At 35.7% G+C, this 11,569-nt stretch carries 11 protein-coding genes; 7 read left to right on the top strand and 4 right to left on the bottom strand.

Annotation, left to right across the window (positions count from 1 at the left end; genetic code table 11):
• Position 1: 1 nt before the first annotated feature.
• A complete protein-coding gene (locus FW780_RS18130; RefSeq protein WP_149835086.1) occupies positions 2-829 on the bottom strand; it encodes a GIN domain-containing protein in 828 nt (275 codons plus the stop codon).
• A gap of 259 nt (positions 830-1,088) precedes the next feature.
• Here FW780_RS18130 and FW780_RS18125 point away from each other — a divergent pair, with 259 nt between their 5' ends.
• The 4 genes from FW780_RS18125 (at position 1,089) to FW780_RS18110 (ending at position 4,981) form a co-directional block, all read left to right on the top strand.
• The gene (locus tag FW780_RS18125) at positions 1,089-3,230 is read left to right on the top strand and encodes a M3 family metallopeptidase (protein ID WP_149835085.1); all 2,142 of its coding nucleotides are present in this window, start codon (positions 1,089-1,091) and stop codon (positions 3,228-3,230) included.
• Positions 3,231-3,233: 3 nt separating this feature from the next.
• Positions 3,234-4,067: a hypothetical protein gene (locus FW780_RS18120; RefSeq protein ID WP_149835084.1), complete on the top strand. Its 834-nt coding sequence runs from the start codon at positions 3,234-3,236 to the stop codon at positions 4,065-4,067.
• A 2-nt stretch (positions 4,068-4,069) separates the two neighbouring features.
• Positions 4,070-4,501, top strand: coding sequence for a hypothetical protein (locus FW780_RS18115; protein WP_149835083.1), 432 nt, complete (start codon positions 4,070-4,072; stop codon positions 4,499-4,501).
• A 102-nt stretch (positions 4,502-4,603) separates the two neighbouring features.
• Complete coding sequence (locus tag FW780_RS18110) at positions 4,604-4,981, top strand: YchJ family protein (RefSeq protein ID WP_149835082.1); 378 nt, start codon at positions 4,604-4,606, stop codon at positions 4,979-4,981.
• 140 nt (positions 4,982-5,121) lie between these two features.
• Here the strand turns inward: FW780_RS18110 and FW780_RS18105 are convergent, their stop codons facing one another.
• From FW780_RS18105 to FW780_RS18095, 3 genes are all read right to left on the bottom strand, one after another.
• Positions 5,122-5,622, bottom strand: a complete 501-nt coding sequence (locus FW780_RS18105) for an FKBP-type peptidyl-prolyl cis-trans isomerase (RefSeq protein ID WP_149835081.1) — start codon at positions 5,620-5,622, stop codon at positions 5,122-5,124.
• Positions 5,623-5,800: 178 nt separating this feature from the next.
• A complete protein-coding gene (locus tag FW780_RS18100) occupies positions 5,801-6,049 on the bottom strand; it encodes a VF530 family protein (RefSeq protein ID WP_149835350.1) in 249 nt (82 codons plus the stop codon).
• Positions 6,050-6,058: 9 nt separating this feature from the next.
• Positions 6,059-6,919 (bottom strand): hypothetical protein, encoded by an 861-nt coding sequence (locus FW780_RS18095; RefSeq protein WP_149835080.1) that lies wholly within the window; start codon positions 6,917-6,919, stop codon positions 6,059-6,061.
• A gap of 163 nt (positions 6,920-7,082) precedes the next feature.
• On the opposite strand from FW780_RS18095, the gene FW780_RS22495 reads away from it, so the two are divergent.
• The 3 genes from FW780_RS22495 to FW780_RS18085 are packed head-to-tail and all read left to right on the top strand — an operon-like array spanning position 7,083 to position 11,527.
• Positions 7,083-7,235: a hypothetical protein gene (locus FW780_RS22495; protein WP_167510752.1), complete on the top strand. Its 153-nt coding sequence runs from the start codon at positions 7,083-7,085 to the stop codon at positions 7,233-7,235.
• 47 nt (positions 7,236-7,282) lie between these two features.
• On the top strand, positions 7,283-8,488 hold the full coding sequence (locus FW780_RS18090) for a metallophosphoesterase family protein (RefSeq protein ID WP_149835079.1): 1,206 nt from the start codon (positions 7,283-7,285) through the stop codon (positions 8,486-8,488).
• 3 nt (positions 8,489-8,491) lie between these two features.
• On the top strand, positions 8,492-11,527 hold the full coding sequence (locus FW780_RS18085; RefSeq protein ID WP_149835078.1) for an SbcC/MukB-like Walker B domain-containing protein: 3,036 nt from the start codon (positions 8,492-8,494) through the stop codon (positions 11,525-11,527).
• Positions 11,528-11,569 lie beyond the last annotated feature (42 nt).

Here is an 11,569-nt window from a genome sequence, read left to right as displayed (position 1 = left end):
TTTATTGGATGTTTACGCTTCCGCCGCTGCTTTCATCCTTGATCACATTTTTAAGTTCTCCTTTTTTAGAAATATCCACACTTCCACCGGATGAAGCACCTGCTTTCACACTGGAAACAGCACTGATGTGAACACTTGCACCACTGGAAGCATCAGCTTCTACATTATCAGCGATAACTCCTTTGGCTGAAACACTACTGCCTGAAGATGCACTGATATCTGCTTTTTTCGCTTTTCCGGAAATGTCAAGAGTAGATCCTGATGAAGCTTCAATATCAAGGTTAACAGCCCATATTTTACCATCATAGCTGCTGCTGCTGCTTATATTAATATCCATATCATTTGCTTCCAGATCTCCGGAAATACTGCCTGCACTTGATGCTTCTATATCTGTTTTCTCCTGAGTAAATTTATCTTTTATGATAATTCTGGCGGCTGAATCTGCAAGAAGTTTATTAAAGTCTTTTGTATAAATTTTAGCAGTCACTTTGCTGATATTCATTACTCTTATACCTGGTTTATAATGAATATGCAGTTTTCCTCCATCATTATCTACAAGAATTTCATCGATAATATTCTGAGGGGCTGAGATTTCTACTTTTTCTGTTTCAGATTTTATGATTTCAGCTTCTATTGCCTGGGAAACCTGAATTTCATCAAAGTCTCCGTTAAATACTTTATGCTGTATCGGGCCGCTTTCTTTGCTTACCACTTTCTCTACCCAGTTACTTTTGTCTCCGTCTCTATCTCTGTTTCTGTTCTCATGTTTATCATTACATGAGGCTAATGCCGCTAAGGCTGAAAAAATAAATAAAGTCTTTGTTTTCATGCTTATTTCTTTTGTCGATTATTTTTTTGATTTCTTTATATTTAAATAACAACTAATTTATAAAAAATATTACATTACCTATAAAAATACTGCAATTGTCTGCAATACAGATTTTTCAGAATGAAATTGATTTGTCCTGCAATGCCTAACGTATTCATTTTAAAATCACTCACAAAACTGTTCGGGTAAATACGTGTTCCAAAATAGATTCTATGATACAAGTTTTTAATATCTTTATGGTTTAATAACAACTATATTTATGAAGAATATTTCATCGGTATTATTAATTTCTGCCTTGGCGTTCAATCAATCTTGTACTACAATGAAACAGACCGATATTCAACAGGAGCTACCTGCACCTGATCCCTCTTTATCTTCAAATCCTTTTATGAAGAAGAGCAAGCTTCAATACGAAGCTCCGGAGTTTGACAAAATCAAAAATGAGCATTTCAAACCTGCTTTTGACTATGGTTTGAAGCAGCATGAAGCTGAAATTATAAAAATTGCCAACAATCCGGCTGCCCCTACTTTTGAAAATACAATCGTTGCATTGGAAAAGAGTGGTGAAGTCTTAAGAAGGGCACAAATTGTATTCTCTAATCTTACAAGCGCAAATACGAATCCTACGTTGCAGGCTTTAGACGAAGAATATGCACCTATTTTTGCGGCTCATTCTGATAAGCTATACCTGAATGAAAATCTTTATAAAAGAATACAGTCCATCAAAGAAGACGGTCTTGATCCTGAAAGCAAAAGACTGGTACAGTATTATAAACAGAATTTTGAAATTGCAGGAGCAAATCTTTCTGCAGCTGATAAAGAAAAACTAAAGCAGATCAATCAGGAATTGGCTTCTCTTTCTACGCAATATTCTAATAAATTACTTGAAGCAAGAAAGCAGGGAGGCGTATTTTTCTCTGATGCAAAAGAACTTGACGGACTTTCTGCTGATGAAATTGCAGCGGCAGCGGCTGATGCTAAAACGGCAGGACAACCAGGAAAATATCTTTTGGCTTTACAAAATACTACACAGCAGCCTCTTTTACAAAATCTAAAAAACAGAGCTACCAGAGAAAAGCTATTCAAAGCTTCATGGACAAGAGCTGAAAAAGGAGATGCTAACGATACGAGATCAACCATTGAAAAACTGGCTAAACTGAGATTGAAAAAAGCTCAGATTTTAGGAAAGAAAAACTTTGCTGAATGGAAACTTCAGGATCAGATGGCAAAAACACCGGAAGCTGCCACTAAGCTAATGAACCAGATTGCTACTCCGGCAGTAGAGACAGCAAGACGTGAAGCAAAAGATATCCAAGATCTTATTGATCAGCAAAAAGGAGGTTTCAAAGTAGAGCCTTGGGACTGGAACTTCTATGCTGAACAGGTAAGAAAAGCTAAGTTTGATCTTGATGAAAGTGAAATAAAACCTTATTTTGAAATTACAACGGTGCTTGAAAAAGGAGTTTTCTTCGCTGCTGAAAAATTCTACGGACTTACATTTAAAAAGAGAACAGATCTTCCGGTTTACCACCCTGATGTAGTAACCTACGAAGTTTTTGATCATGATGGAAAATCTATCGCCATCTACTATCTGGATTTCTATACAAGAGATTCTAAAAACGGAGGGGCATGGATGAGTAATTTCGTTGAACAGTCTTATTTATTAGGAACAAAACCAGTAATCGTTAACTGTTATAACTATCAGAAACCTGCTCCTGGAAAACCTTCATTAATAAGCTATGATGATGTTTCCACTATTTTCCATGAATTTGGACACTCTATTCACGGAATGTTTGCAAGCCAGAAATATCCTTCTCTTTCAGGAACGAATGTACCTAGAGATTTCGTAGAATTCCCATCTCAGATCAATGAACACTGGGCATTAGATCCTGTTGTCCTGAAAAATTATGCTGTACACTATGAAACAAAACAGCCTATTCCACAGGCTTTGGTAGACAAGATCAAAAAAGCATCCACTTTCAATCAGGGATACATGACTACTGAATTGGTTTCTGCTGCCGAGCTTGATATGGATTGGCATACGGTAAGCAATGACAGCCAGTTTATTCCTGTTTTAGATTTTGAAAAACAATCTCTGGCCAGCCATGGATTCAATTTGGCAACGGTACCACCAAGATACCACACACCTTATTTTGCACACATCTGGGGAGGTGGATATTCTGCAGGATACTATGCTTATTTATGGTCTGAAACGTTGGATAATGATGCTTGGGAATGGATCAGTAAAAACGGCGGGTTAACCAGAGAGAACGGTGACCGTTTCAGAAAATATATTCTTTCCGTAGGAAATTCTGTAGACCTGAACCAGGCATTCAGAGACTTTACAGGACACGATCCGGATATCAAACCTTTATTAAGAAACAGAGGGTTTATTAAATAATCTATGATGCTCAATACAGGTATAAAAGTATTGTCCTCATTAATCATTCTGACTTGCTTCTCATTAAAAAACAAAGGATTTGAAAGCAGGTCAGAATCTTTATTTCAAAAACAATCTGATACAACGATCTCTAACGAATTAGAGGAATACATTAAAGAAGAGAGAAAATATCTGGATTCCCAATGTATTGCTGAAACTGCAAGAGCTAAAGCAGACATTAAAAAGGGAAAGCTTGTTTATTTTCATTACTTTGGAATGGTAGAAAGCTACAGAAGCAATGCTGAAATGGATGTTCTTTTAAAACAAAAGAATATCGAAATAGGGACTGCACTGTATTATTGCACTGTTCCAGCGGAGTTGCAAAATTGCTATGAAGATGTAATGTCAAAGGAAATTGACAGAAAGTTTGGCCCAAAGTTCATTGACTCTTTGAGACATATCGCAGACTTACAATATGTTAAAAAAAATATTAACAGGATTTATGACTTTGAAGAATGTGACACCATTTCAAGGTATCCGGGCAGCAAATCTTACGGAGACTTTTTTAAAGATTATGAAAAAGACTTTTGGAAAAACGTACACTATCCCGATGAATTTGAATATCGGAAAGACAAAGATTTTTATTCTTCTATTTCTGCAAAATTTACCCTGCACAAGGACGGAACAGTCTCAGATATAGATATTGACCTTACTTTCCAGAATAAAAAAAATTATAAGTACTCATCCTACTTTATCAACGAAACAAAAAAGTTTATAAAAAAAACAAAATGGGTTCCGGCTAAAACTATGGGAATAACAGTAAACAGCAGGGTTCCTCTCACATTATTTTTTAAATAACCATGAAAAAAATTATTACGGCAACATTATTAGTAGTCTTTGGGGCAATGTATGCTCAAAAAGGCCACACAAAACCACAAGTCAACAAAATAGACAATAAACTTGTAGGCTTATGGAAAGGAAGTGAAAAAGATCAGCAGATCGTAGGTATGGAAAAACGTTGGGTAATGGAAAGAAAAGCAGACGGTACTTTTATGCTCATTTTCACCACTATCCAGAATTGCGATGTTGATCAAGTCATCGAAAGAGGTCAATGGTGGATTGAGAAGGGAGAATTTCATGAACTTCATTTTAATTCAGGGAAAACAGACATATATACTTACAAAGTCTTAGACCCATCCCATGTGAAATTTGATTCAAAAGAGCAGGCACTGGATATGGCAACTGATAATTATAGCTTTGTTGACACCAAAATTGACGAAGACAATCAGTAAAAGATAATGGGAAGCATTCTTAATCAGAGTGCTTCTTTTTATTTATCATTCATTTCTATTGATATTCATTATTTTTGCTGTTCAACATTTAAAATACACTATATGAACTGTCCCTGCTGCTCAGGAAAATCATACGAAGAATGCTGCAAGCCTTATCATACCGGAGAAAAACATGCTCCCACTGCTGAAGCTCTGATGCGTTCAAGATTCTCTGCTTTTGCCATCCCGAATGGTGAATATCTGATGGAGACTACTCTTCCGGGAAAAAGAAAATACCATAATAAGAAAGATCTTCAGGAATGGGGAGAAATCAACCAATGGACGAAACTGGAAATTATCAGAACTCCCGCTTTAAATCAGGTAGAGTTTAAGGCCTATTATACAGATCAGGATGGGCAGTCACAAATTCATCATGAATTTTCAATTTTTCAGAAAATGCATGAACGATGGTATTATGTTTCGGGAGAATTTTTAGATTAATACAACGACAAAGAAATTTATAACTTAACCACCCGTCAAAAACACTCAATCAATATTATCATTGATACATAAAAATCCCCACAGAGAGTTCTGGGGGGATTTTTTATCTTTTATCCAAAAAATGATTGGATTAATATTTTTTAGTGAGTATCAGTTCCGTCAATTCCATGAGCGTGACCGTGTGACAGCTCCTCTTCAGTTGCCGGACGAGTACTTAAAACTTCTACGTCGAAATCTAATACTTTTCCTGCCATTGGGTGGTTAAGATCTGCAACTACAACTTCTGGTGTTACTTCTACCACAAATGCCTGGAAATTATTCCCTTGGTTATCAGATAAAGGTAAAATAGCTCCGATAGGTGGAGTTCCTGATTCTTTAAACATCTCAATTGGCAATTGAGCGATAGCGTCTGGCTGTCTTTCACCATAAGCTTCTTCAGGCTGAATTACAAAAGCAGCTTTATCACCAGCTTTTAAACCTAAGATATTTTGTTCAAACTTTGGAATCATCATTCCTACACCGTACAAAAATGTAAGTGGATTTTCTGCTGTTGTTTCTTCTACAAGAACTTTAGTTCCGTCCGCTTCGATAGTGTGAAGGATGTAACGTACAGCTACAACGTGATTGTTTTCAATTGTCATATTTTTTCTTTTTTTCGTGATTTTGTTTCACGATTAATAATACAAATATACTATTTTTGAAATGATTCAATAAGCTTGAAAGTTAGGAGATAGAACAAGGAAGCTATGAAAAGCATAAAGAAAAATACATCTTCCTTTTACCTTATATTAATTCCCTATAACTTCAATAACTTTCTGCCTATTTTTTTCTGCCCTCCTCTCTTTTTTTCTGCCTCAGCACAAAGAGATACAAGCTTTCTACTTTTGTTCTTGCCCAGGGTGTTTTTCGCAAAAATTTCAGAGAAGAACTGATGCTTGGATTATCTGTAAAACATTTTATATTGATCTGCTCGCCTAACCTTTCAAAGCCCTGATAGTATTCTACCAATTCTTCAAGGATAGCATCAAGTCTTTTTCCGTGTAAAGGATCTTTGGACTGCTGTTCCATCATTAATCTTTATTTATTTGAATCTTGGGTATCTTTATTTTCTGATTTCTTATTTTCTTTCAATTGATAATTGGCTATTTTCCTGAAGTTTTCAGTTTTCATTACAAATGCCTTATTAGATTTGTTATTCCATATACTCGCATATTTTTTAGAAATGGTAGTATATGTTTCCCATCCGGTAAGTTTCTGATACAACATAAGTGTACAAATATCAGTTGGAGTCATTTGCTGCCAGTTCTCCAAAACATGAGAATGTACTCCGCCTACATCCGCACCTTTACTATTATTACCTATATCATGTACAATTATTCCTTTATGCAATTTTTCAACATTTTCTATCTCATTTTTATTATTAAAAGTCAATAGATAATCATTCCCAAAAATCACCACATTATTTACAGACGCTCCAGTTAAGACGTATACCTTTTTAGAGTTTTTCTTGATGATAGGTACCAAATTAAAGTTGGTGTTATTATACCTCTTAAAAATAGTATCATTGTTTATTCTGGTAAGAGCTTTCTGTCTGATTGTAAAATAGTCCATCTCAGCAGGAGTAAAATCTCTTTCTGACAAATCTATTTTTGCATTATCAGGATTATAATTGGTGGGAAAAGAAATGGTAGCAACCACTTTATTCTGTTTGGAAAAGAAAATACACTTAGGAACATCATCTAAATACGAAAAGTATCCTCCTATATTGTCCATGTTTTTATAATTTTCCTTTACCACATCTGTCCCGTACCAGCTTGCCATTTCACTGCGATATAATGCAATACCTTCTTCTGTGACTTCCTCTGACAATTTTTCAAGATCCTGAGCATTAATGCACACACTTACAAGAGCAAATAAAAATGTTAAAAAAAGCTTCATGAGTATTAATTTTCATCAAAAATACTAATAAAAAAAGTCTATATGAAAAAGATTTATTCTGGTCATAGATTGAATGATCAATATATATTTCAGCCTTCCCTTTTTGTTTCTTATTTTTGATGAAGCTATTTCTTAGCCACAAAATTATTCGTTACAAACAAATATGAGCAAAAACAACGAAGCAAACAGAAAAAAAAATAAAAAGCAAATTGATCAGAAAAAACGGAAAATACAGAATGCGGAAACAGAAAGGAAAGCGCGTTTAAAGCAAATTCTGGAAGATTTCAAAGCAAAAGAAAGCGATAATCAACTATAAATTGTTCATCACTCAACGTATTTACTGTAAACAATAATAAACTTTTTATGAAGATTCTGCATACTGCCGACTGGCATTTGGGAAAAAGACTGGACCGCTTTTCACGTATGGAAGAGCAGATTCTGGTAATGGAAGAGATTATAGGCATTGCCGATGAGGAACACGCAGATCTTATTCTTGTTGCCGGTGATCTTTTTGATAACTTTAATCCGGGTGTAGAAGCCGTAGAGCTTTTTTATAAAACCCTGAAACGTTTATCCCTGAATGGGAAACGTCCTGTGATTGCTATTTCCGGCAATCATGATTCTCCCAGCTTAATCAATGCTCCTGATCCACTGGCCCGGGAATGCGGGATTATTTTAATAGGCCATCCTAAAGCTGAGATCACGCCTTTCGGGACAGAATATTTCAACATTACAAACTCAAAAGCAGGTTTTATAGAACTAACAATAAAAGGGGTAGATTTCCCTGTAAGAATTCTTCATACTCCTTTCGCGAATGAAATCCGTTTAAAGGAATATTTTGGCGAAAATAAAGAAGAAGAAATCAATAAAGTTCTTGCAGAAACATGGAAAAATCTTGCAGATCAGTTTTGTGATGATTCCGGAATCAATCTCCTGACGGCCCATTTGTATATGAATAAAAGAGGTGCGGAAATTCTGGAAGAGCCTGAAGGGGAAAAACCTATTAAAATAGGAAATGCAGATCTGATTTTTTCAGATAGTATTCCTGAGCAGATTCAATATACGGCACTGGGGCACCTGCATGGTTTTCAGAATATCGGAACGAAGGAAAAACCCGTTATTTATTCATCTTCTCCCCTTTGCTACAGTTTCAGTGAAGCTGGACAGACAAAATATGTTTCTATTATTGATGCTGAGCCGGGAAAAGCAGTTACCTACGAAAAAAAGGCATTGAAAAAGGGACGAGCTTTAGTGAGAAAAGCATTTTCATCCGTAGAAGATACAGTTCAGTGGATGGGTGAAAATCCTAACACCTTTATTGAGCTGACTCTGGAAAGCGAGACTTTTTTAACAGCTGATGAAAGAAGGCTAATTTATCAGTCTCACAACGGAATTGTTCATCTTATTCCAAAAGTTAAAAACAGGGAACTTGCCGAAGAACAAAGCCATGAAATTAATTTAAATCAGAATATTGATATCTTATTCAAAGATTATTTTAAAACTAAAAATGGCGGACAGGAAGCCAATGAAGAACTGATGAATTTGTTTAACGAAATTTTAAATGCATAAGCCATGATCCCTGTTCAATTATCTATCGAAGGTCTCTATTCTTACCAGGAACGCCAGACTATTGATTTCAGAAGCCTTACTGAAGCGGGATTATTTGGTATTTTCGGTGCGGTGGGATCTGGAAAATCATCCGTTCTTGAAGCTATTTCGTTTGCCCTGTATGGAGAAACGGAACGTTTGAACATGCGTGACAAAAGGGCCTATAACATGATGAATTTAAAATCAAACAGTTCTTATATAGAATTTGATTTTATAAATTATGAGAATAAACTCTTCCGTGCCACCCGTGATTTTAAACGAAATTCAAAAAAATTTGAAGAGGTAAAGCCCAATGCGGTTACTTTCTATGAAAATATCAATGGCAAATGGGTTCCTCTGGATCACTCTAACGCAGAGATTATCATCGGTTTAAGCTATTCCAATTTTAAAAGAACCATCATCATTCCGCAGGGTCAGTTCAAAGAATTCCTTGAATTGGGCGCTGCAGAAAGAACAAATATGATGAAGGAAATTTTTAATCTTCAGAAATTTGATCTTCAGAACAACGTTTCAGTACTTAATGTAAAAAACAGATCTGAGCTGGATCAGCTTGAAGGACAGTTAAAAGGTTTTGAAGAAGTTAATGAAGAGAAAATCCAGATGCAGAAAGAAAAGTTGGTCGAGGAGCAGAAAATTCTCTCCGAATCCAATGAAAAGCTGGAAAAGATTTCCCAAACTTATCAACAGCTGAAAAACTTAAAAAGTGATTTTGACAGTTTACAGCAGAATAAGGAAAAATTCAGCAAACTTTCTGAAGAGAAGCCTCAGATAGATGCGCTGGAAGCCCAAACGGAATTATATGACCGTGTTTTCAGACTTTTCAATCCGTTGATTATTGAGAAAAATAAGCTTTCAAAAGAAATTGTAGAGAAACAGAAAGAGAGAGAACAACAAATTAAGGCATGGCAGGAAACCGAGAAGGATTTTATTATCATAAAGGAACAGCTTTCTACTCTTGAACCTCGATTTAAAGTTCTGGATCAGTTAAGAATTCAGGAAAATGACATGAATCTTATTATTCAGATTCTGAAGTTTTCCGAAGAGATTAAAACCTTGAATGAAAGAACTCAGAAAGGTTCTGAAAAGGTAAAGGAAGTAGAGATCAATAAAGAGAAAACCCAAAGGAAGATTGATGAACTCTCTTCCCAGATTAAAATATTAAAAGAACAAAAGCTGGATTCCTCTTTACTTTCTGAGGTGGGAAACTGGTTTATTCAGCAAAAGAATTTTAAAAAATTACAGCAGGAACAAACTGAAAAGATCGGAAAACATCAGAAACAGATTGAAGAAATTGCTGAAGAACTAAAACCTTTTGCGTATCACGAAAATTATAAGGAAGATTTCAAAAACAGGACAGAAGTTTTAGAAGTAAAGAAAAAAGAGCTTTCTCAGAAACTGGATCATCTTAAAATTCAGAAAGAGCTTTCCCGTTTTGCCAGTGAGCTTCATGATGGGGAAAACTGTCCTCTTTGCGGTTCTAAGGAACATCCACATATTATAGAAATTCAAGATGTTAATACTGAACTAAAGGAAACTCAGGAGACAATAATATCTGTTGAACAGGAAGCATCTGGTATTCAAAAAAAGGAAGCTGAAATTGACAAAATTCTGGACCGCAAAAAAATCTTTGAGGAGCAGCTTCTTTCGGAGCAGAAGATTGTTCTTCAGATTCAGAAGGATATTGAAAATCATATCCTGAGTTTCACCTGGAAACCATTTTCTCCGGATCAGGAAGAAGAATTTGAGAAAAAACGCTCAGATTCATTTGCTTTAGAAAAAAAGATTGAAGAAACAGAGAGAAACATTGCTCTGGAAAGAGAGTCTTTAGAAAAAGAAAGTAAAACGTTGGAAAAATACAAGAGCGCCTTGGAAGCCTTCAGGATGGAAGAAGTTTCAAAACAGGAGCAGATCAATATCAGCCGTTCCGGGCTCAAAATCCTGGACTGGAACCTGTATGCCCAAAAGGAAATAACAGAAGTTGATGAAGCCTATCAAAAGCTGGTACAATCTAATAAAGAAACTGAAGAAAACTATCAAAAAGCCGTAGAACAGGAAAAAATTCTGTCTCCAAAACTTGCAGAGCAAAAAACCATTGTCAGCCAATCTGAAAAACAGATCACGGAACTTGAAAAAGAAATTTCCGGTAATAAAGAGGCTATAACCAAAGCTTTGACAGATCAGAATTTCACTGAGTTCAAGGAGGTTGAAAATATTTTGCTTCAGGAAATCAATGTTCAGCTTGTGAGAGTCAAAGTTCAGAATTTCAGGGTTGATTTTGAAGCTTTAAGAAAATTCATTGGAGAACTGGAATTAAAACTGAAGGGACTTTCGTTCGATAATGAACAATTTTCTCTGGCTGAGCAACAGTTCAGTGAAGCTCAAAGTGAACAGAAAAAAATTAGTGATTCTGTAGTAACAAAAGCTGCAGAAATAGACCGACTGGAAAAAGAATTCGTAAAAAAAGGTGATCTTCTGAAAGAGTTGGCAAAGCTCCAGAAGCGTTCCGAGAATTTAAAAGTAATGATGAACCTGTTTAAAGGTGCAGGTTTTGTACAATATGTTTCGTCTATTTATCTGAGACAACTCTGTGATCATGCCAATGTTCGTTTCCATAGAATGACCAGAAACCAGCTGAGTCTGCAGCTTAATGAAAATAATGATTTCGAGATTATTGATTATCTCAACGAAGGGAAAAGCAGAAGTGTAAAAACACTTTCGGGAGGGCAAGCCTTCCAGGTATCGCTGAGTCTGGCTCTGGCTCTGGCAGAAAGTGTTCAGGCCAATGCACAAGCAGATAAAAATTTCTTCTTTATTGATGAAGGTTTTGGAACTCAGGATACGGAATCTGTGAACATTGTATTTGAAACTCTCACCAATCTGATGAAAGAAAACAGGATTGTAGGAATTATTTCGCACGTTGAAGAGCTGAAAGAGAAGATCCCTACGGCTCTGAATATTATCAAAGACGAGGAAAGGGGAAGCTTGATTGAGATTATATAAACATAGTTTCAATTTTTAAAAAGTACACCTGAGATTTTCATT

The organism is Chryseobacterium sediminis (genome assembly GCF_008386505.1).
Taxonomy (GTDB): domain Bacteria; phylum Bacteroidota; class Bacteroidia; order Flavobacteriales; family Weeksellaceae; genus Chryseobacterium; species Chryseobacterium sediminis.
Note: the sequence above shows the minus strand (reverse complement) of the source record. Positions and strands in the feature narration are given on the sequence as shown.

What these genes read in the sequence shown, in the direction of transcription:
- FW780_RS18090 (WP_149835079.1), top strand. Translation starts at nt 7,283, where the DNA reads ATGAAGATTCTGCATACTGCCGACTGGCATTTGGGAAAAAGACTGGAC.
- FW780_RS18105 (WP_149835081.1), bottom strand. Translation starts at nt 5,622, where the DNA reads ATGACAATTGAAAACAATCACGTTGTAGCTGTACGTTACATCCTTCAC.
- FW780_RS18115 (WP_149835083.1), top strand. Translation starts at nt 4,070, where the DNA reads ATGAAAAAAATTATTACGGCAACATTATTAGTAGTCTTTGGGGCAATG.
- FW780_RS18125 (WP_149835085.1), top strand. Translation starts at nt 1,089, where the DNA reads ATGAAGAATATTTCATCGGTATTATTAATTTCTGCCTTGGCGTTCAAT.
- FW780_RS18085 (WP_149835078.1), top strand. Translation starts at nt 8,492, where the DNA reads ATGATCCCTGTTCAATTATCTATCGAAGGTCTCTATTCTTACCAGGAA.
- FW780_RS18100 (WP_149835350.1), bottom strand. Translation starts at nt 6,049, where the DNA reads ATGGAACAGCAGTCCAAAGATCCTTTACACGGAAAAAGACTTGATGCT.
- FW780_RS18110 (WP_149835082.1), top strand. Translation starts at nt 4,604, where the DNA reads ATGAACTGTCCCTGCTGCTCAGGAAAATCATACGAAGAATGCTGCAAG.
- FW780_RS18095 (WP_149835080.1), bottom strand. Translation starts at nt 6,919, where the DNA reads ATGAAGCTTTTTTTAACATTTTTATTTGCTCTTGTAAGTGTGTGCATT.
- FW780_RS22495 (WP_167510752.1), top strand. Translation starts at nt 7,083, where the DNA reads ATGAGCAAAAACAACGAAGCAAACAGAAAAAAAAATAAAAAGCAAATT.
- FW780_RS18130 (WP_149835086.1), bottom strand. Translation starts at nt 829, where the DNA reads ATGAAAACAAAGACTTTATTTATTTTTTCAGCCTTAGCGGCATTAGCC.
- FW780_RS18120 (WP_149835084.1), top strand. Translation starts at nt 3,234, where the DNA reads ATGATGCTCAATACAGGTATAAAAGTATTGTCCTCATTAATCATTCTG.